Below are 19,609 nucleotides of genomic sequence, written 5' to 3'. Positions count from 1 at the left end.
TGATTAGAAGTGAAACGGATGTTAACCGAAATCGCTGAATGGATACAAGAGTCAGGACAAAATATGGGCGACAAGGTAGTGAGTGGTGTGTCCATCGATTCACGGACTGCTAGCAAGGGAGATCTATTTATCCCTTTCCGCGGAGAACATGTGAATGGCCACAACTATGTACAACAGGCAATTAAACAAGGTGCAGTAGCGGCGTTATGGATGAAAGACGAGCCGAATCCACCAGAAGACATAGCACTAATTTTTGTCGATGATCCAGAGAGAGCACTCCAGGAAATGGCACGTATCTACCGTGGGATGCTTCAATGTAAAGTTATTGGTATTACAGGCTCAAACGGGAAAACGTCAACAAAGGACTTAATTGCAAGTGTTCTAGCGCCTTATTTCAACGTTCGAAAAACAGAAGGTAACTATAATAATGAACTTGGATTACCACTGACGATATTATCGCTTGAAGTAGATACGGAAATCGCGGTTCTTGAAATGGGCATGAGCGGGTTTGGGGAAATATCCTTTTTATCGAAACTTGCAAAACCACACTTTGCTGTAATTACGAATATCGGGGAAGCGCATATGCAGGATCTTGGTTCGCGTGCAGGAATCGCCAAAGCGAAATTTGAAATTATTGACGGCTTACAAGAAGGTGGAAAGTTCTTTTACGATGGAGATGAACCGCTTCTGAGAGAACTAGTTGAACTACAGACTGTTGTAGAGAGCGTATCATTTGGTTATGGCAAGAACGCAGCGTTGGCGCTTGAAAACATTGAATCAGGAGATACGGGAAGCCGTTTCACAGTAACGGGCTTACTCGAAGGGGAATTCACTATTCCTGTTTATGGCGCCCATCAAGTGAAAAATGCACTTGCAGCAATTCTAATCGCCGATGCAATGGCTATCAGTGTCAATGATATCCGTGCTGCTTTAATTCAAGCGACTTTGACAGATATGCGTATGCAACCAGTGCTGATGGAAAGTGGTGCACTGTTCATCAATGATGCTTATAATGCAGCGCCGTCTTCTATGCGCGCGGCCTTGGCATTCATGAAAGAAACAGGATTACGGAAAGAAAAGTGGGTTGTACTAGCCGACATGTTGGAACTTGGTGACAATGAAAGGGAATATCATGAGAATCTTGCCGATGAAATGATGGCTATGGATTTAGAGGGTATCCTGCTCTATGGTCCACGGATGGAGTGGTTGTACGACGTCTTGAAAAAACGAGATAGCGAAACACTTCTAGTATGGTCAGAAAAGGATTATGTTCCACTCGTAGATATACTCGAGAAACAGACAGGTGAAAATTCAATCGTGTTATTAAAAGGTTCAAGAGGAATGGCTCTAGAGCATATTCTTAAAGGGCTGAATAGCAAATGAATCAGAAATTAAAGACAGGTGTGTTATTCATTCATGGATTCACAGGCGGTCCTTTTGAAGTTCGGCCGTTTGTACGTTTTCTAAAAAGGAAAACGGACTGGGAAATGTCTGTGCCGACACTTCCAGGCCACGGAATTATGCTGAATCTCAGAAATTCATCTGCTGATTCCTGGTTGATGGAAGCAGAAATAGCATTTAAAAAGCTGCAAAAAGAAGTCGACCGTGTGATTGTGGTCGGCTTTTCTATGGGTGGACTTATCGCCATGTATTTGGCACTTCGCTATAAAATTGACAAACTTGTCTTGTTAAGTGCGGCTGCAAAGTATATAAGTCCGCGTATCTTAATAAAAGATTTGGGAATCATGTTAGCGAAACCGATTACAAAAAGATTTCCGCCGAATACGTTTTATCATATTTATGATTATAAATTGGCACATACGCCACTGCGGGCGACATTCGAATTTTTGCGAGTGGTGAAAATTGTTAAGCCCTATTACCATTTGATAAAAATACCTGTTTGTATCGTTCAAGGTGGCAGAGACGGGATTGTTCCCGCTGGAACTGCCGAGCATTTGCTAAAAAAACTGGGCTCCAAAAAAAAGGAATACATAAAATCACCTCTCGGGAAGCATCATATCTGTTACAGCGATGACTGTGACAATTGGTTCAATGAAGTGCTTCGGTTTATGCGTGATGATGGCTAGTTTTGGCGGCCAGATACTTGGTGCGCTTCGGTTTGGGAATGAATGGCAAGAAGTGGCATTCACTTCAAGTCTTCCAGCGGGGAGGTATTGAATTTCATCCCTCTTTATTGCCACAGAAAGTGGGGAACTTAGGCTGTGTTCCTTAAAACGGCCGCTTACGCTTTTCGTGTCTGGCTTCAGCGCCTAGGGGCTCGGAGGAAACTGATTATTACTATATTAAGCACTTTGATTGCGAATGACGCTTACCCGTGGTACAATGTGATGAACATTGGATACATTTACGTAGCACTCTTCAGTAAGTGAAGAGTACTTTTTTTTGAATTTAACGGTTTGCTCATATAAATCGGATGATTTGTCCGTTGATCGAACCGCTCGGCAAAGACCGGGCTTTCCTTTTCAACCATAACCTCTACTTATACATTAGAGAATGCAAAATATCGGAAACGTTCCCTTTTAACAGGCTCGAATTTGCCGTGCCTTCATTTGCAAATGTAACCAATTGTCAAATGAAAAAACAAAGGAGATTGATAAGTTTGACTAATTTTTCAGAATTAAACATCAGTGAATCAACACAACGCGCACTATCTAAAATGGGGTTTGAAGAAGCGACTCCAATCCAAGAAGGTACTGTCCGTTTTGGTATGGAAGGCCGCGACGTTATCGGTCAAGCACAAACTGGTACTGGTAAAACAGCTGCATTCGGTATTCCGATCATTGAAAAAGTAGATACTAAAAACTCAGCAGTACAAGCACTTGTAATTGCTCCAACTCGCGAATTAGCTATTCAGGTTTCTGAAGAGATCGCAAGAATTGGTGCTGACAAACGTGTACGAATTCTTTCCGTTTACGGTGGACAAGAAATCGGACGTCAAATCCGCGCATTGCGTAATAATCCACAAATCATTGTTGGTACGCCAGGACGTATTCTTGACCATATTAAACGTAAAACTTTGAAACTTGACGGTGTACAAACACTTGTACTTGACGAAGCGGACGAAATGTTGAACATGGGCTTCATCGAAGATATCAACACGATTCTTGCTAGCGTGCCATCTGAGCGTCAAACACTTTTATTCTCGGCTACTATGCCTGGACCAATCCGCAAAATTGCAGAAACGTTCATGAAAAACCCGGAAATGGTTAAAATCAAGTCTAAAGAAATGACAGTTGAAAATATCGAACAGTTCTTCGTGAAATCACAGGAACGTGAAAAATTCGATATTCTATCTCGTTTGCTTAACGTTCAACAACCTGAACTTGCAATCATCTTTGGTCGTACAAAACGTCGCGTTGACGAACTATCACAAGCACTTAGTATCCGTGGATACATTGCTGAAGGAATTCATGGCGACTTGACTCAAGCAAAACGGATGTCAGTCCTTAAGCAATTCAAAGAAGGTAAAGTTGATATTCTAGTTGCAACTGACGTTGCGGCGCGTGGACTTGATATTTCAGGCGTAACACACGTTTATAACTTCGATATTCCACAAGATCCTGAAAGCTATGTTCACCGTATCGGTCGTACAGGACGCGCAGGTAAAAGTGGAGTGGCAATTACATTTGTAACACCACGTGAAATGGGTTACCTTCGAATTGTAGAAGAAACAACTAAAAAACAAATGACTCCATTGAATCCACCATCTTCTGACGAAGCAATTCTTGGTCAGCAACGTGTGGCTGTGGAACAACTTACTGAAATTGTTACTAAAAACGAATTGAGTGATTATACGCATCTTGCGGCTGATTTACTTGAGAAATTCGAAGCTAAAGATCTAGTTGCAGCAGCACTTCGTTCATTAACACGCGAACCGAATGATACACCTGTATCAATTTCTGAAGAGCGTCCATTACCTTCACGCGGGAATTCTCGTGGCGGTGGCGGCGGCTACAAAGGAAATCGGAGCGGTGGTCGTTCAACTAGTGGTGGCGGTCGTGGATACGGTGGCGGCGGAGCTCGTCGTAGCGGTGGAAGTGGCGGTAACGCACCTAGTGGAAGTCGTGACGGAGCTAGAAGAGACAGCAGTCGTTCACGCAACACGAAATCAGATCGTTAATACGTAACTGTTACAAAAACCGGGTAGCGCAATTAGCGCATACTCGGTTTTTTTATTGCTCAATTATTGAATTACTCAATGAAATGAAACATTTAAGGTTTCCAATCGTATAGAATAAGTAGAAGGAAAGAGGTGTTTGATGTGAGGGCACAACCAGTGAACCGAATTTCGGAAAAAGGATTGAAGGTATGGAGATTATATGGCATTATGCAAACGGGAATTCTATTGCTATTGGGTATTGGCGCAGGGGTATTGGCTTACATATTTGAAGGGCCATGGTGGATTTATGCAATTGCAGCCATTGTGATTGTTCTATTTGCTTATTTATTTATCTACTTATTTCCGAAAGTGCGATGGATGCGTTGGCGTTATGAAGTGCGGGAATCGGAAATCGAGTTGCAACGTGGTATCTTCATCGTTAAACGGACATTGATTCCAATGGTCCGCGTGCAACATGTAGACACAGCGCAAGGTCCAATCCTTCGGAAATATAACTTAGCGGAAATTACGATTTCAACAGCTGCTACAAATCACACCATTCCAGCTCTTGTCATGGAAGAAGCGGATGAGCTACGTAGCAGAATATCCGTGCTTGCGAGGGTGGCGGAAGACGATGTCTGAAACACGTTATAAATTGCATTGGATAACAGCTATTATAGAAGTGTTAAAAACAGCGAAAGAAGCAATTCTACCTATTATTATCATTGTTTTCGCAAATGGATTGAATAATGTTGGTTCGGGAAAGTGGTATCTAGATTATTTATCTTTCATTATCTTTGGTGTACTTATGATCTCATTTTTCGTCGCGGGCATTATTAAGTGGAAGCGTTTCGAATATTGGTTTGAAGACAATGAGCTTCGTATTGAATATGGTCTATTTGTAAAAAAGAAACGATACATACCTTTCGATCGTATTCAAAGCCTTGATTACAACGAAGGCATTCTGCATCGACCTTTCAAGCTAGTTAAAGTGAAAGTGGAAACGGCGGGCAGCTCTTCTCCTAAAACGGCGGAAGTTGAACTTACTGCTGTTACAAAGGAAGCGGCAAATCGCATTGAAGCTGAAATTGCAAAAGCGAAAGCAGGTAGGAAAACAATCTCATCCTTAGGTGAAGGGGATTTGGTGGATGTAGAAGCGGTGGAACAATCACAGTCAAAATCAGTTTTTGTGATGAAACCAAAAGATCTGCTTATTCTCGCGACAACATCTGGCGGGATAGGAATCATATTTTCAGGTGTAGGCGTGTTTTTATCGCAGTTTGGAGAAATGATTCCTTATGACTGGATGTTTGAAGAGATTTCAGGCTTCATCAAATTCGGTCTGCTCATTGTTGGGATAGCAGTGCTACTAGGTTTTGTTTTAGTTTGGGGGATATCTGTCGCTATGACATTCCTGGCGTATTTCGGTTTTGCCGTAACGCTTGAATCGGAGGACATAATAATTACGAGGGGCCTTCTTGAGAAGAAACGTATGACTGTGCCACTAAAAAGAGTTCAAAGTGTACGTATCATTGAAAATCCGTTTCGCCAAATATTTGGTTATGCATCGGTTGCTATAGATAGTGCGGGTGGAGGAGGAGCAGAAGGGGCAAAAATCAATTTGTTTCCTCTTGTGAAAAAAACGGATATCTATGGGCCTTTAAAAGAAATCTTCCCGGACCTTGTACTAGAAGAGCCGAAGAAGAAATTGCCAGCGCGTGGAAAACGGTTTTTCTATCGGATTGATTTCATTTGGATGATTCCTACGATTGGGACAGTTATATACTTTTTCTATCCGTATGGCCTACTATCACTTCTCATCGTTCCAGTTATTATTCTCTTTGGATTATGGCAGCACCGTTCAGCTGCTTTTGAAATAACGGATAATCAGCTAACAATGCGATTTAGGAACTTCAGTTTACAAACCGCTTACTTGGTGAGAAAAAGAATTCAATCAATGGAAATGAAACAAAACTACTTTCATAAGCGCAAGGGAGTGGCAACTTTAGTTGCAAACGTAAAATCTGGTATGAGTATTTTTAGTGCACAAGTGCATCATATGGATGAGTCTGAAGCGGAGAAAATCCTGTTATGGTATGAGAAAAGAGAGCAGAAGTAATCTGCTCTCTTATCTTGTTCTCTTTCTCTTATTCCAACTACCAATACGTTTTGGGTGGAAGTAACTAAGGCCAATTAAAAAACCGACTGCTAAGCCTGCTATATGTGCAGTTGTGTTAATGTTGGATTGGATGAAAGTCATTACTATACTGACTACGATAATCGGCAGGATGATCTGTCTTAATTGTGGAAGGATGCGCTTTGTGTAATAAACAAGTGCACCAAACGCTCCTAGAATCCCGAAAATCGCTCCACTGGCTCCTACGCTTGCATATTCGGGGGGCTGCAGGAAAAATGTTGCTATGTTTGCGAACATGCCCGAGAGCAGATAAATTGTTAAGAAACGTGCTTTGCCTGCGATCTTCTCAAGTTCGGGTCCGAAGATGAAGAGAGAGAACATATTGAACAGCAAGTGCATAATACCACCGTGAAGGAACATCGGAGTAACAAGTCTCCACCATTCCCCGTCGGAGATAAGGTAGTTGACGCCCACGCCCGCTTCAAAAACAGGATCCCCGATGAATGGTAGAATTGTCACTACGTAAATTAGGATATTGACAGCAAGGAAAAACGTCACCACCGGATATAGGCGGATATATTGCGAAAAGCTTTCTGTACGGCTAAACATCTATTCACCTCAGTCTATAATTTCATTATACATATTTTCTTGTCAGGTTGGAAAGGAGGAGTTCGATTGATTGAAGGAATTGGGCTTGATATTGTTGAGTTGGAAAGAATTTCCGTGTTAGATAATAGATCATCGAAGTTCCGTATGCGCATTTTAACGAAGGAAGAGTTAGTCATTTACGAAAAACACACAAGCCACCGCAGGACGGAATTCTTAGCGGGACGATTTGCAGGAAAAGAAGCATTTGCTAAAGCGAAGGGGACAGGAATTGGTACGCAGTGCAATTTCACGGACATTAGTATATTGCCTGAACAAAGTGGGAAACCGAATTTATTTTTTAAAGGAATCGCAGTAAATGGCTTAATATCCATCACTCACACACGAACTGTTGCTGCAGCTCAAGTAATCCTTCTTGCATAATTGTTCGTCCTTCCTCATAAGATGACCTACCCGATTGAAATGAGAAAGGATGAACTGTATGCGTAGCCGGATATTTGTTTTTTTGTTAGTTGCGGTCATGGTAATCCTCGCGGCATGTGGGGCGCCGTCAAAAGAGGATGTCATGAAGAAGCTCAGTGGGAAGTGGAATGATACGAAAGGGTATGATTTGCAAGCAACGATGGAGATTAAGACTGGAGCAGAACCGCGTTTATACGATGTTGCTGTCTGGCATACAAAACCTGCCTTTTATCGTGTTAACGTAACACAGGCTGGAAGCAAGGACTCTCAGATGATTGTGCGCAATAAAGAAGGCGTTTATGTTGTTACGCCATCGCTTGGTAAGACGTATAAGTTTCAAAGTGATTGGCCAGCGCAAAATAGCCAGGCATACTTGATTGGCGCTCTGTCAGATGATATTAAAGCGGATAAAAATGCAACGATGACGGAAAAAGACAAAACGTATGTCTTTGAAACTGCCACAAGAAACAATCATAAGAAGGTTTTGCCGACTCAACAAATTCATATTGACAAAAAGACATTACTACCAACGTATGTTTCCGTACTGGATGAAAATAAGGTAGAGAAAATACGCATTTCATTTAAAAAGATTACTCTTGGTGTAGAACGGAAAGCTGCAGATTATGCAGTAGATATGGATGACACGAATACTGGTAAAGAGACTGAGCCTACAGAAGATGAAAAGACAGGACTCGCCACGTACTATCCATCAGTCACTTGGGCGGAAGGCAATCTTGTCGATGAAAAAAGTGTGGAAACAGAAAGTGGTATACGTTCATTCATGACCTATGGTGGAGATAAAGAATTCATCATTATTCAAGAGCCAGCAGTTCGACCAGACACGAAAATGCCAGTATCTATTGAAGGTGATCCTGTAGATCTTGGATTCACAGTTGCAGCTTTAGCAGACAAATCGATTCGTTGGGAAAGTGAAGGAGTTTCATTCTTTATCGCATCCGAAACATTAACGCCAGAAGAAATGATTGAAGTAGCCGGATCGATGATGGCGGATAGTGAAAAATAACTTTAGTTGACGTAGAATGTGCAGAGGATCGATAATAGAGGGTATTACAATATAAAAGAGGGATTGCCTTGGAAAACTCTATTCACTATCGTCCGACGCAAGCGCTCGTCAATCTTGAAGCTATTCGGGATAACGTCAGAAATTTAAAGAACTTTTTGGGAAGCAAGACTGCAATAATTGCGGTTGTGAAAGCGGACGGATACGGCCACGGGGAAGTGGAAGTTGCAAAAGCGGCTTTTGAAGCAGGTGCACAAATGGTTTCGGTTGCAACACCGGACGAGGCGGTACGACTCCGAGTGGCGGGTATTAGCGGGGACATCCTCGTCATGGGGCCGTCTCCGCTTGCGTTTGCTGAAAAAGCAGCTAAGCTAGGAATTGTAATTACAGTATCTAGTGCTGAATGGTTACAAGCGGCAATAGGGGGTAGTGCAACATTTGTGGAACCGTTGAAAATTCATGTAAAAGTTGATAGCGGAATGGGAAGAATAGGATTGAGAGATGCAGGTGAGCTCCAATCCCTTGTTGATATCGTCGATAAATCTGAATTTGTGCTTATGGATGGCATCTTTACTCATTTTGCTTGTGCAGATGAACAAGATCCAGACCACACACAAGAGCAGTTTGCGACATTCATGCAGCTTGTTAATACATTGCCGAAAAAACCTCGGCTCATTCACGCATCAAACAGCGCGGCAACCCTTCTCTATCCTGAATATGCTCTTGACGCAGTCCGTTTCGGAATCGGACTATACGGAATTGCACCTTCAGAATACGTAGGAGGGAAATTGCCGTTTCAACTCAAAAAAGCATTCCAACTTGAAAGTGAACTTGCCTATGTAAAGTTGTTGGAGGCTGGCAATCGAATCAGTTACGGCGGGACATATGAAACTTCTAAAAACGAATGGATTGGCACAATTCCTATCGGCTATGCAGACGGTTTAAAGCGTGGACTACGTGGACAGGAAGTTCTTATTGATGGTGAGCGAATGCCGATTGTTGGAACGATCTGTATGGACCAATGCATGGTAAAACTTTCACGAGAATTACCAATTGGGGAAAAAGTAGTGCTGATTGGTCGTCAAGGGGAAGAAGAAATTACGATGGAAGAGTGGGCGGAACGACTTGGAACGATTCCGTACGAAATTGCAGTAACCATCGCCAAACGAGTACCGAGAATATATACAGGAAAAGATGGGCAGTATGTATAATATCCGTACTTTCGACAAAATAAACTAGCACTTTTGCAGAATCCTGTCAATAAAGTTCCTTCTATGTCTTCTCATTGTCGGTATTCAATGGTAAGATGGACTAGTATTGAGATTAGGAACGGTTTTGTCGGAGGTGCTGAAGTTGTGTGCAAATAAAAACATAAAAGAAGTTATTGTTAAAATTCCGAAACGGATGCTGAACGAAAATGAACATACGGTCGTCCATCAAGAGCTGGACCGTGGAGATTCAGTTTATATTTCGACAAAGCGATATGTAACCGACTATGAATCGGATACAATCAGAGAAGAGATGATGAACGGTTATCTCGAAATGTCGCAAATCAACCTTAAAATCGCCACGGAATGCTTGCATGTGGAATTTGAAGCCCAGCATACGGTGGAACGTCTCGTAAGCGGAGGATGAAAAGTTGGCAATAAAACGTGGAGACGTCTTTTTTGCAGATCTGTCGCCTGTCGTCGGTTCTGAACAGGGAGGTACGAGACCGGTTCTTGTCATACAGAATGACATAGGTAACCGGTTTAGCCCGACAGTCATTATTGCGGCAATCACTGCGCAAATTCAAAAAGCGAAATTGCCTACACATGTTGAAATCGATGCGGTGCGATATGGTTTCGAGCGGGATTCGGTTATTCTGCTCGAACAAGTCCGCACGATCGACAAGTCGAGGCTTACCGATAAGATTACACATCTAGATGAATTTTTGATGGAACAGGTCGATGAAGCGCTAGAAGTAAGTTTCGGTCTAATCAAATTCTGAGCATACATATAAGGGACATCATGGAGATATTTCCGTGGTGTCTTTTTCGATTAATTCATATTAACAGCATGTCTGTCGACAAAAAAAGTGTATTGCGTCCTCTTTTTCGATACAATGAGGATACAATGGTTTTCAATTCAAAAGGAGGCTTATCGAAACACTTATGAATATTAAAATGGTAAAAAGCATTGATCAAAATATCATAGAGATAATTGAAAGATGGAAAGAACTTATGAAGGATGAAAAGGGAGAGAAGTTCTTCCATTTCATGCCTACCAAGCTTGTAGAGAAGACGAGTGGTGAATTTGCTGCATTAATGACATCGAATATTTATGAAGCGAATGTTATTCATTCAGAAAAGTTGAACGAATTTACAGAAAAGGTCGTTCGGTTTGGATGGTCCATCAAATTTGTTAATAAAGCAATTGATAATTTCTCACAGGTCGTATTTAAACTATTGGAAGAAAAAAGGATTATTGATGCTAGTAATCTCAGAGCTTATATAACTATCTTCGATAACTGGATTATGCCTCTCCGTGAAAGTATCATTGAAGCCTATTCGGCAGAATGGGAACGGACAGTCAGTTTGCAAAAAATCGCATTGCAGGAACTATCTGCATCCTTGATACCGGTTTTCAACAAAATTTCTGTCATGCCGCTTGTTGGAACAATCGATACAGAACGTGCCAAACTAATCATGGAAAATCTACTTGAAGGTGTAGTGAAACAACGAGCTGAAGTCGTTCTTCTGGATATTACTGGCGTCCCCGTTGTAGATACGATGGTAGCCCATCACATCATTCAAGCAGCTGATGCAGTGCGACTTGTCGGAGCGAAATGTATGCTAGTAGGAATTCGTCCGGAAATCGCTCAAACCATCGTTACACTTGGCATAAATCTCAATGACTTTACGACGACTAGTACATTACAACGTGGGATGCAGAAGGCTCTTGGACTTACAAACCGAACGATCGTGGAGGTTGATAATTCATGAATATGCGAATACCAATTTTAAAACTGGGTGATACTTTAATTGTCTCTGTTCAGTGGGAGCTTGACGATCATACTGCACTTCAGTTCCAAGAAGACCTTTTGAAAAAAATGCATGAAACGACGGCTAGAGGTGTTGTTATCGATTTGACACCTATTGACTTTATAGATTCTTTTATTGCAAAAGTCTTGGGTGATGTCATCAGCATGTCAGGGTTGATGGGGGCTAAAGTTGTGATTACAGGAATCCAACCGGCAGTAGCGATTACGCTTATAGAACTAGGCATCCGTCTGGAAAACGTTATGACGGCACTCGATCTCGAAAATGGATTGGATAAACTTCGTAAAGAATTGGAGGCCTAACCATGGAGTACTGGTCTTCTGTAGACATATACACGGAGTGGGACATTGTTGCCGCCCGACAGCTGGGCCGGAATGAAGCGAAGAAGTCTGGTTTTGGAACGGTCGATCAGGCGAGAATTACAACGGCTATAAGCGAATTGGCGCGTAATATCTATTTATATGCTGGAAAAGGGAAAATTGAAATTAAAAGACTTTCTGAGAATGACATTTACGGGATTACAATTATTGCATCTGATGACGGTCCGGGGATTCCGGATATGCGTAAAGTGATGGAAGATGGTTTTTCAACTTCTGGAGGACTTGGTGCAGGAATGCCAGGTGTGAAAAGGCTCATGGATGAATTCAAAGTGGAAACGGAGCTGGGAGTGGGTACGATAATCACCGCCACAAAATGGCTTCGCTGAGGAGATGATGATGGATGCCTAAGGAAGTTTCAAAGCAGTACAAACAAATATTGCAGAAATACTTAGATGGACAAAATGAAGAGGAACTTTATATAGGACAGCAGTTTAGCAGGCAATTCATCGAGAAAGAAATTTCGCCTGAAGAAGTGATTAGTATTCATAAAACGGCACTGACAGAAGTCCTTCCTACTATGTCGGATGAGATAAAGCATTCGTTTGACTTTCTGATAGAAATGATGATTCACTATGGGCTTGCTCTACAAGAACATCAGAGCCTTATTCGAAAGCAGGAAGAACTCCAAATGGAAATGAACCTAGCGGTTAGAGTGCAAGATACGTTGCTGAAAACCAGAAAACCAGACTTCAAAGAACTTGATATCGGGCTTGTAACAGAATCCGCAAAACAAATGAGTGGCGATTATATTTATTTTCTCAATGATACTAGTTTTGAAGCAAGCGTAGCTGTGGCTGATGTTATAGGTAAAGGAATTCCGGCAGCACTTTGTATGTCAATGATTAAATTCGGAATGGACAGTTTGCAAAACGAAAACACAAGTCCGCGCCATGTACTTGATATCGTAAATAGAATCGTTGAAAAAAGTGTCGATGATTCGATGTTTATTTCCATGTTTTATGGAAAGTACGATGCGAGAGATTCAAGTTTCTCATACGGATCTGCGGGACACGAACCCGCCATTATGTATAGAGCATCCACTGGTACATTTACAGAGCTAAACGCAAAAGGACTACTGCTTGGTGTTCATCCGAATGTTGTTTATGAAGAGCATTCCGTTATCTTGGAAGAGGGCGACTTTATCGCGATGATGACGGATGGTGTGACTGAGGTCCGAACCGAAACAGGTTTCATTGATGATGAAGTGATTAAAAATATTATGCTGGAAGTGAAAGATGAATCCGCGCAAAAAATAGCCGATACGGTATACCAAAAACTGGCCTATCTTCAAGACTTTCATTTACGTGATGATTTTACTCTCGTCATTTTTAAGAAAGAGATTGAAAAGGTTTAAGTTTTGCAATAAAGGGTACCCTAATTTATAGTATGCGTTATCATAAAAACAGAGAAATTTGGGGTGGAAATATGGATTTGCAAGTTGAGTTGTTAGAAGAGAATAGTGTTCAGCGTTTCAAAATTGTGGGGGAGATTGACGCCTTCACAGCACCAATGTTAAGAGAACGTCTTGCAACTGTTGAAAAAATAACTGATATGCAAGCGGAATTGGATTTGTCTGAAGTTAATTATATGGATAGTACAGGATTGGGTGTTTTTGTTGGTTTTTATAAAGCTGTCAAGGCCAATGGAGGACACGTGAAAATTGTTGGCGTTAACACACGATTGAAAAAACTTTTTGATATAACTGGCTTGGGAGAAGTTATGGATATTGAAATGGAAGAAAGTGGGGACGTAGATGCGACCGTATGATTACATTGAAATTCGAGTTCCCGCAAAAGCTCAATATGTTGGTGTAGCACGTCTCGCGATTTCAGGTCTCGCTAGTCGACTTGGTTTTACATATGATGAAATCGAAGACTTAAAAATAGCGTCGAGTGAAGCGATTACAAATGCTGTCCAACATGCATATAATGAAGACGATGAAGGCGAAGTGGTGGTTGGCTGTGCCCTTTTTGCGGATAAATTAGAAATTATGGTAGCGGATCATGGCAAAAGTTTTAATTTCGAAGATACGAAAAAAAGAGTAGGACCATACAATGAACAGGAGGAGGTACAGTTTCTTCGGGAAGGAGGATTGGGCCTTTACCTTATGGAAACACTTATGGATGATGTGAAAGTACATCATGAAGAGGGTGTAACGGTCTTTATGACCAAATACCTAGGTGGAGAGCGGGGCGATGAGGATGTCGAACGAACAATCACCTCATGAGTCTGAAGGGAAGGAAAAGTCCACCGTCGAACCTATTGTGGAAGAACCTTCTCCTCGTGAAACTGGAACGAAGGTGGAAGTCCTTCAATGGATAAAACAATACCAGGAGACGAATGACGATGAAGCACAGACGAAGTTAGTAGTACACTATGAACGGCTCGTTCAATCGTTAGCCCGAAAGTATTCGAATGGCAAGCCTTTTCATGAAGATATAGCACAAGTAGGTATGCTAGGTCTTCTCGGAGCGATACGCCGCTATAATCCTGAATTTGGCAGAAGTTTCGAAGCATTCGCAGTGCCGACAATTATCGGTGAGATTAAACGTTTCTTACGTGATAAAACATGGGCAATACATGTCCCGAGACGTATAAAAGAACTCGGACCGAAAATTAAAGCAGCAGTTGAGACGTTAACAATAGAAATGCAACGTTCGCCCCTGGTCAGTGAAATTGCGGATTACCTAGATGTGCATGAAGAACTGGTTCTTGAAGCAATGGAAATGGGAAGAAGTTATCAAGCTCTCTCTATGGACCATACCCTAGAAGCAGATTCTGAAGGTGGCACGGTTACTCTATTTGATATTATCGGGGAAAATGATGATGGTTTTGAGAAAACAGATCAACGCATGGTTGTTGCTAATGCTCTAAATGTGTTGTCTGAACGTGAAAAGCAAATTATTCAGTATACATATATTGACCAACTAAGCCAAAAAGAAGCGGGAGAGCTACTCGGAATCTCTCAAATGCATGTTTCAAGATTACAACGAAAAGCGATTAAAAAGTTGCAGGAAGCAATATTGGCGGCTGGCGGTGTATCGTAGTGGATTCAATCTTAACGGATCATGTCGAAGCATATGTTTACCAAGAGGCGAAGTTTGGGAATCGAGAATGTGGGGACACGTATTTCATCCATGAAGAGGAAGGTTATTTCATCTGTGCAATTGCTGATGGACTTGGTAATGGACCAATTGCGCGTCAATCATCTCAAATCATACCTAAAGTATTGAAAGAGTATCATCACGAGTCAATTGATGAATTACTTAGCCGTTGCAATGAGCACATGGTGCAAAAACGTGGAGCAGCTGTAGCTATTGTCAAAGTGGATTATAAACAAAAAACGATTCAGTATAGCTGTGTAGGAAATGTACGTTTTTATATGCTGCATGATTGTGATAAGATGATTTATCCTTTGCCTGTAATGGGTTATTTATCGGGTAGACCACAAAAGTTAAAGACACAACAATATGACTATTCCAAAGGTGATTTATTCTTTCTCCATTCGGACGGTGTCATACTGAGAAGTCCGAAAGCAACATTAAAGGAAAGTTCTGGACCTTATGAATTATACCAAAACGTGCTCCAATCGATTGAACACGGCGACGACGCCACATTTATAGCGGGCAGCCTACTTCTATAAAACGGAAGTAGGTTTTTTTGTGCGTGCTTTTCTTTAATTAGGCACTCATGATGCAGTTCTGGTAAAATTAAGAAAGTAAAGAAAGGGTGAATTTATTGATGAGGCATATTGTTGAGGCTACAGCTGGTAAAGCGGCCGTCAGTATACATCAAACTGAAAAGGTTATCGCATTACTTGACCAAGGAAACACTGTCCCCTTCATTGCAAGGTACCGGAAAGAAGAAACCGGTTCGCTGGATGAAGTACAGATTAAAGCGGTTGAGGATGCTTACAATTATGTTAAAGGGCTTGAACAACGAAAAGAAGAAGTTATTCGCCTGATCGATGAACAAGGTAAGTTGGACGAGGAATTAAGAAAATCGATTGAAGGTGCAACTGTCTTACAGCGAATTGAAGATCTTTACAGACCTTACAAAATAAAAAGACGTACTCGTGCGATGATTGCAATTGAGAGCGGCCTTGAGCCATTAGCGAAAAGTCTAATGGAGTTTTCAGGAGAATCACCAGAACAGCTAGCCAATCCTTTTGTCAATGAAGAAAGCGGTATCAATAGCGTTGAAGATGCGCTTGCTGGTGCTCGAGATATTATGGCTGAACAATTTGCTGACGACGCCGGAATACGCGAAAACATACGGAAATTAGCATGGTCAGATGGGATGATTGTCTCGGCGATACGTAAAGGTGCAGAGGACAAGCGAAATGTTTTTGAAAATTACTATGAATATGAAGAACCTTTGAAGAAAATTGTACCTCATCGCGTTTTGGCTTTAAACCGCGGTGAAAAAGAGGATGTGCTACGCGTTGGGATTTCTTTCCCAGTCGATAGAATTTCCGGGGGACTTGAACGTGAGCTAATTCGCAAACCGCATTCGCCATCTGCACCATACGTAAAAGAAGCGACAGAGGATGCGTTTAAGCGTTTGATAGCGCCTTCAATTGAACGAGAAATCAGGGCAGCACTGACAGAAAAGGCTGAAGAACAGGCAATTCATGTATTTTCAGAAAACCTAAAAAGTCTACTTTTGCAACCCCCGTTGAAAGGGAAAGTTGTACTGGGCCTTGACCCGGCTTTCCGTACAGGATGTAAACTTGCGGTTGTCGATGAATCAGGTAAATTGCTTGAAATATCAGTAATTTATCCACATCAGCCACAAATGGAAAAAGAAAAATCGAAACGGACGATTTTGGATTTATTAAAAAAGTATCCGATTACTATTATTGCAATCGGAAATGGAACAGCCTCACGTGAGTCTGAACTGTTCATAGTAGATTGTATAAAAGAGGCACAAGCGGGTGTTTCGTATGTAATTGTAAATGAAGCAGGCGCAAGTGTATATTCAGCTTCACCTCAAGCACGGGACGAATTCCCTGAACTTCAAGTTGAACAACGGAGTGCGGTATCTATAGCGAGACGCTTACAGGATCCGTTATCGGAACTAGTGAAAATTGATCCGGGTTCTGTTGGTGTCGGGCAATACCAGCATGACGTTGCAAAAAAACGCCTATCCGAATCATTATCATTTGTCGTCGAAACGGCAGTGAACCGGGTAGGGGTCGATGTCAACACTGCTTCCTCGTCGCTGCTTCAATATGTCGCGGGATTATCCAAAACGGTTGCAGAAAATATTGTGAAGTCACGTGAAGAAAATGGTCTCTTTACGAAACGCAATCAATTAAAGAAAGTACCACGCCTTGGCGCGAAGACTTATGAACAGGCGATTGGTTTCCTGCGAGTGCCTGATGCAAAGGATCCGTTTGATTCGACTGGTATTCACCCTGAGAGTTACCAGTTAGCCGAACAAATATTAGAAGAATCAGGAGCAAGTAAGAAGTTGCTAGGAAAGCAAGAAACCTCTGATGCGCTGTCGGCTCTCGATAGTAAAGCCCTAGCGATTAAGTTGAATGTTGGAGAAGTGACGCTCAAAGACATTATTGAAACACTTCAAAGACCGAATCGGGATCCACGTGATGATTATCCGCAACCGCTTTTAAAAGCAGATGTCCTCGATATGAAGGATCTTTACGAAGGTCTTGAAATGCAAGGAACAGTCCGTAATGTAGTTGATTTTGGTGCTTTTGTTGATATAGGTGTTAAGGAAGACGGTCTTGTTCATATATCCAAATTAAAAAAAGGCTTTGTAAAACATCCTCTTGACGTTGTGGCCTCTGGTGACATCGTCACTGTCTGGGTAGAAGGCGTCGATAAAGGGAAAGGACGTATTTCATTGACGATGTTGCCACCGTCAACTAAATGATAGTGGAACTGGAGGTGGTAACTATGACGGATGAAGAACTGCAGAGATATATAGAGAAAGTCTCGGATGAAGCGTTCGGCAAGCCGTTTATTCATAGTGCCCGGTTTAACAAAAGGCTAAGAACAACAGGTGGTCGTTATATGCTTTCAGACCATTCCATAGAAATTAACCCATTAGTTCTAGTTAAGCACGGAATAGATGAACTGGTGGGTGTAATTAAACATGAGCTTTGTCACTACCACCTTCATATAGAAGGAAGAGGTTATCGGCACCGTGATGTGGACTTCAGGAATTTGCTGAAAAGCACATCATCCCCGAGGTTTTGCCGACCACTTACTGAACGGAATCGTAAGGTAGTTTCGCTCCGTGTCTATAAGTGTGTATCTTGTAAGTTACTCTACAACCGTAAAAGGAGAATGGATGTTACCAAATACAGATGCGGAAAATGTGCAGGGCGAATTGAAGAAATACAACCTGTTTAGTATAAAAAGAACACGATCAGTCATCGCAAACTGCGGTCTGATCGTGTTTTTGATATTTCATAAAACAAATCTATAAATAAGTGTTGACGAAATGGATGACTCTCTTTATAATAGGAAAAGTCGGTTGGGAAAGACACCGAGACATTATGGAGAACGATTCTTCCTCCATGAAGATATAAGCATTCAACATGGCCCCTTGGTCAAGCGGTTAAGACACCGCCCTTTCACGGCGGTATCACGGGTTCGAATCCCGTAGGGGTCACCAAGATTTTTTCGATACGAAGTATCGAAAAGAATCAACCATAAGATTCAATACGAAGTATTGAAAAGAGTTATCCATAAGAACTTCGATTCGAAGTATCGAAAAGAATCATCCATAAGGTTGAATACGAAGTGACGAAATGAATAAGTTTTGTACAGTGTGAAACTATATTGCTGAATTAGGTATCATTGGGGTATAGCCAAGCGGTAAGGCAACGGACTTTGACTCCGTTACTCGTTGGTTCGAATCCAGCTACCCCAGCCAATGTTTTACCTGCGTGAAGCGCAAGAAGAATATCTCTTCTATATAATAAAGAGCCATTAGCTCAGTTGGTAGAGCATCTGACTTTTAATCAGAGGGTCGCAGGTTCGAATCCTGCATGGCTCACCATTTTAAAAAAATGTTGACAAATGAATTGTATGCTATATAATAAGGTTTGTCGCTAAAACAACGCGGTAGTGGCGGAATGGCAGACGCGCTAGGTTGAGGGCCTAGTGGGGGTTAACCCCGTGGAGGTTCAAGTCCTCTTTACCGCACCAAATCACTTTCGTAGTTAAAAGTTCTCTACCTCATGAATAGTTCGTTTTATCAAAAGGGAAATGGTTATCATCCAGCTTATGTCGGATGCGCCAATATTATATACGCGGGTGTAGTTTAGTGGTAAAACCTCAGCCTTCCAAGCTGATGATGAGGGTTCGATTCCCTTCACCCGCTCCATATTACTTATTAGAAACAAATTTGTGAATATCGCTTGAAAGTTAAAATGAAATAGTTGTTGACTTCCTAAATAGCGAATGCTATACTAAGAAAGTTGCTGTAAGAACAGTAACGAACTTATAAAAGAGGATCGTAAATGATTCCGAACCAAATGAACCTTGAAAACTGAACAGCAAAACATCAATGAGATATCGCGAGAGTGTGAACGCACTTGAGCAAAACGTTTCGAAGTAAGTCGATTTCGGTCGAACGAAAAGAAACACACACAAGAATCTTCGGATTCAGAGGAGGAATTAATTCCTCCTTAAGTCAGCAAGAAATGAGCTATTCGATTTCTTTATGGAAAACTACTTCTTTATAGAAGTAGTTCTTATGGAGAGTTTGATCCTGGCTCAGGACGAACGCTGGCGGCATGCCTAATACATGCAAGTCGAGCGGAAGTTAGAGAGCTTGCTCTCTAACTTTAGCGGCGGACGGGTGAGT

Annotated in this window: 21 protein-coding genes, 5 tRNA genes and 1 rRNA gene; 26 read left to right on the top strand and 1 reads right to left on the bottom strand. The window is 41.7% G+C overall.

Annotation, left to right across the window (positions count from 1 at the left end; genetic code table 11):
- Nucleotides 1–9 precede the first annotated feature (9 nt).
- The 5 genes from AC25Y6_RS09065 to AC25Y6_RS09045 all read left to right on the top strand — a co-directional run bounded on the left by AC25Y6_RS09065 (nt 10) and on the right by AC25Y6_RS09045 (nt 6,239).
- A complete protein-coding gene (locus AC25Y6_RS09065; RefSeq protein WP_488142756.1) occupies nt 10–1,383 on the top strand; it encodes a UDP-N-acetylmuramoyl-tripeptide--D-alanyl-D-alanine ligase in 1,374 nt (457 codons plus the stop codon).
- Nucleotides 1,380–2,087, top strand: coding sequence for an alpha/beta hydrolase (locus AC25Y6_RS09060; protein WP_488139851.1), 708 nt, complete (start codon nt 1,380–1,382; stop codon nt 2,085–2,087). The genes AC25Y6_RS09065 and AC25Y6_RS09060 overlap by 4 nt, the downstream gene beginning before the upstream one ends.
- 533 nt (nt 2,088–2,620) lie before the next feature.
- Complete coding sequence (gene cshA, locus AC25Y6_RS09055) at nt 2,621–4,141, top strand: degradosome RNA helicase CshA (RefSeq protein ID WP_488142755.1); 1,521 nt, start codon at nt 2,621–2,623, stop codon at nt 4,139–4,141.
- 141 nt (nt 4,142–4,282) lie between these two features.
- A complete protein-coding gene (locus AC25Y6_RS09050; protein WP_482101431.1) occupies nt 4,283–4,762 on the top strand; it encodes a PH domain-containing protein in 480 nt (159 codons plus the stop codon).
- The gene (locus AC25Y6_RS09045; protein WP_488142754.1) at nt 4,755–6,239 is read left to right on the top strand and encodes a PH domain-containing protein; all 1,485 of its coding nucleotides are present in this window, start codon (nt 4,755–4,757) and stop codon (nt 6,237–6,239) included. Before AC25Y6_RS09050 ends, AC25Y6_RS09045 begins: the two co-directional genes overlap by 8 nt.
- Before the next feature lie 9 nt (nt 6,240–6,248).
- On the opposite strand, the gene AC25Y6_RS09040 is transcribed toward AC25Y6_RS09045, so the two are convergent.
- A complete protein-coding gene (locus tag AC25Y6_RS09040) occupies nt 6,249–6,866 on the bottom strand; it encodes a rhomboid family intramembrane serine protease (protein ID WP_482106465.1) in 618 nt (205 codons plus the stop codon).
- Between the two features lie 66 nt (nt 6,867–6,932).
- Between AC25Y6_RS09040 and acpS the strand changes: the two genes are divergently transcribed.
- From acpS to AC25Y6_RS08935, 21 genes are all read left to right on the top strand, one after another.
- A complete protein-coding gene (gene acpS, locus AC25Y6_RS09035; RefSeq protein ID WP_488142753.1) occupies nt 6,933–7,286 on the top strand; it encodes a holo-ACP synthase in 354 nt (117 codons plus the stop codon).
- A gap of 58 nt (nt 7,287–7,344) precedes the next feature.
- Complete coding sequence (locus AC25Y6_RS09030) at nt 7,345–8,349, top strand: LolA family protein (protein ID WP_488142752.1); 1,005 nt, start codon at nt 7,345–7,347, stop codon at nt 8,347–8,349.
- A 68-nt stretch (nt 8,350–8,417) separates the two neighbouring features.
- Nucleotides 8,418–9,557: an alanine racemase gene (gene alr, locus AC25Y6_RS09025; RefSeq protein WP_488142751.1), complete on the top strand. Its 1,140-nt coding sequence runs from the start codon at nt 8,418–8,420 to the stop codon at nt 9,555–9,557.
- Nucleotides 9,558–9,690: 133 nt separating this feature from the next.
- Nucleotides 9,691–9,981 carry a transcriptional regulator gene (locus AC25Y6_RS09020; protein WP_488142810.1) on the top strand — a complete coding sequence of 97 codons (291 nt, stop codon included), beginning with the start codon at nt 9,691–9,693 and terminating at the stop codon, nt 9,979–9,981.
- A gap of 4 nt (nt 9,982–9,985) precedes the next feature.
- A complete protein-coding gene (locus AC25Y6_RS09015) occupies nt 9,986–10,336 on the top strand; it encodes a type II toxin-antitoxin system PemK/MazF family toxin (protein WP_067205315.1) in 351 nt (116 codons plus the stop codon).
- A 163-nt stretch (nt 10,337–10,499) separates the two neighbouring features.
- Nucleotides 10,500–11,330, top strand: a complete 831-nt coding sequence (locus tag AC25Y6_RS09010) for an STAS domain-containing protein (RefSeq protein ID WP_488142750.1) — start codon at nt 10,500–10,502, stop codon at nt 11,328–11,330.
- Entirely contained in the window at nt 11,327–11,689 is a 363-nt protein-coding gene (locus tag AC25Y6_RS09005; RefSeq protein ID WP_488139843.1) for an STAS domain-containing protein, read from the top strand. Before AC25Y6_RS09010 ends, AC25Y6_RS09005 begins: the two co-directional genes overlap by 4 nt.
- A 2-nt stretch (nt 11,690–11,691) precedes the next feature.
- Nucleotides 11,692–12,093 (top strand): anti-sigma regulatory factor, encoded by a 402-nt coding sequence (locus AC25Y6_RS09000; protein ID WP_488139842.1) that lies wholly within the window; start codon nt 11,692–11,694, stop codon nt 12,091–12,093.
- 14 nt (nt 12,094–12,107) lie between these two features.
- Nucleotides 12,108–13,121 carry a PP2C family protein-serine/threonine phosphatase gene (locus AC25Y6_RS08995; RefSeq protein WP_488142749.1) on the top strand — a complete coding sequence of 338 codons (1,014 nt, stop codon included), beginning with the start codon at nt 12,108–12,110 and terminating at the stop codon, nt 13,119–13,121.
- Nucleotides 13,122–13,192: 71 nt separating this feature from the next.
- Nucleotides 13,193–13,534, top strand: a complete 342-nt coding sequence (locus AC25Y6_RS08990) for an anti-sigma factor antagonist (protein ID WP_482101421.1) — start codon at nt 13,193–13,195, stop codon at nt 13,532–13,534.
- Nucleotides 13,521–13,994, top strand: a complete 474-nt coding sequence (gene rsbW, locus AC25Y6_RS08985) for an anti-sigma B factor RsbW (protein WP_488142748.1) — start codon at nt 13,521–13,523, stop codon at nt 13,992–13,994. Before AC25Y6_RS08990 ends, rsbW begins: the two co-directional genes overlap by 14 nt.
- Nucleotides 13,969–14,814 carry an RNA polymerase sigma factor SigB gene (gene sigB, locus AC25Y6_RS08980; protein WP_488142747.1) on the top strand — a complete coding sequence of 282 codons (846 nt, stop codon included), beginning with the start codon at nt 13,969–13,971 and terminating at the stop codon, nt 14,812–14,814. Before rsbW ends, sigB begins: the two co-directional genes overlap by 26 nt.
- A complete protein-coding gene (locus AC25Y6_RS08975; RefSeq protein ID WP_488142746.1) occupies nt 14,814–15,410 on the top strand; it encodes a PP2C family serine/threonine-protein phosphatase in 597 nt (198 codons plus the stop codon). The genes sigB and AC25Y6_RS08975 overlap by 1 nt, the downstream gene beginning before the upstream one ends.
- Before the next feature lie 98 nt (nt 15,411–15,508).
- The gene (locus AC25Y6_RS08970) at nt 15,509–17,665 is read left to right on the top strand and encodes a Tex family protein (protein ID WP_482101417.1); all 2,157 of its coding nucleotides are present in this window, start codon (nt 15,509–15,511) and stop codon (nt 17,663–17,665) included.
- A 23-nt stretch (nt 17,666–17,688) separates the two neighbouring features.
- Nucleotides 17,689–18,147 (top strand): SprT family protein, encoded by a 459-nt coding sequence (locus AC25Y6_RS08965; RefSeq protein WP_482101416.1) that lies wholly within the window; start codon nt 17,689–17,691, stop codon nt 18,145–18,147.
- A 190-nt stretch (nt 18,148–18,337) separates the two neighbouring features.
- Nucleotides 18,338–18,412, top strand: a tRNA-Glu gene (locus tag AC25Y6_RS08960).
- Between the two features lie 186 nt (nt 18,413–18,598).
- Nucleotides 18,599–18,673 (top strand) — tRNA-Gln (locus tag AC25Y6_RS08955).
- 50 nt (nt 18,674–18,723) lie between these two features.
- A tRNA-Lys gene (locus tag AC25Y6_RS08950) sits at nt 18,724–18,799 on the top strand.
- A 62-nt stretch (nt 18,800–18,861) separates the two neighbouring features.
- A tRNA-Leu gene (locus AC25Y6_RS08945) sits at nt 18,862–18,948 on the top strand.
- A gap of 104 nt (nt 18,949–19,052) precedes the next feature.
- Nucleotides 19,053–19,126: transfer RNA gene (locus tag AC25Y6_RS08940), tRNA-Gly, on the top strand.
- 369 nt (nt 19,127–19,495) lie between these two features.
- Nucleotides 19,496–19,609 (top strand): 16S ribosomal RNA (locus tag AC25Y6_RS08935); the annotation flags it as partial.

Source organism: Sporosarcina sp. Y1004, assembly GCF_057669665.1.
This window is presented reverse-complemented; position numbering and strand designations above follow the sequence as displayed.

Coding starts and splice junctions, on each gene's coding strand:
- AC25Y6_RS08995 (WP_488142749.1), top strand. CDS start 12,108: ATGCCTAAGGAAGTTTCAAAGCAGTACAAACAAATATTGCAGAAATAC.
- sigB (WP_488142747.1), top strand. CDS start 13,969: ATGTCGAACGAACAATCACCTCATGAGTCTGAAGGGAAGGAAAAGTCC.
- AC25Y6_RS08990 (WP_482101421.1), top strand. CDS start 13,193: ATGGATTTGCAAGTTGAGTTGTTAGAAGAGAATAGTGTTCAGCGTTTC.
- AC25Y6_RS09040 (WP_482106465.1), bottom strand. CDS start 6,866: ATGTTTAGCCGTACAGAAAGCTTTTCGCAATATATCCGCCTATATCCG.
- AC25Y6_RS09060 (WP_488139851.1), top strand. CDS start 1,380: ATGAATCAGAAATTAAAGACAGGTGTGTTATTCATTCATGGATTCACA.
- rsbW (WP_488142748.1), top strand. CDS start 13,521: ATGCGACCGTATGATTACATTGAAATTCGAGTTCCCGCAAAAGCTCAA.
- AC25Y6_RS09005 (WP_488139843.1), top strand. CDS start 11,327: ATGAATATGCGAATACCAATTTTAAAACTGGGTGATACTTTAATTGTC.
- AC25Y6_RS09000 (WP_488139842.1), top strand. CDS start 11,692: ATGGAGTACTGGTCTTCTGTAGACATATACACGGAGTGGGACATTGTT.
- AC25Y6_RS08965 (WP_482101416.1), top strand. CDS start 17,689: ATGACGGATGAAGAACTGCAGAGATATATAGAGAAAGTCTCGGATGAA.
- AC25Y6_RS09010 (WP_488142750.1), top strand. CDS start 10,500: ATGAATATTAAAATGGTAAAAAGCATTGATCAAAATATCATAGAGATA.
- AC25Y6_RS08970 (WP_482101417.1), top strand. CDS start 15,509: ATGAGGCATATTGTTGAGGCTACAGCTGGTAAAGCGGCCGTCAGTATA.
- AC25Y6_RS09030 (WP_488142752.1), top strand. CDS start 7,345: ATGCGTAGCCGGATATTTGTTTTTTTGTTAGTTGCGGTCATGGTAATC.
- AC25Y6_RS09045 (WP_488142754.1), top strand. CDS start 4,755: ATGTCTGAAACACGTTATAAATTGCATTGGATAACAGCTATTATAGAA.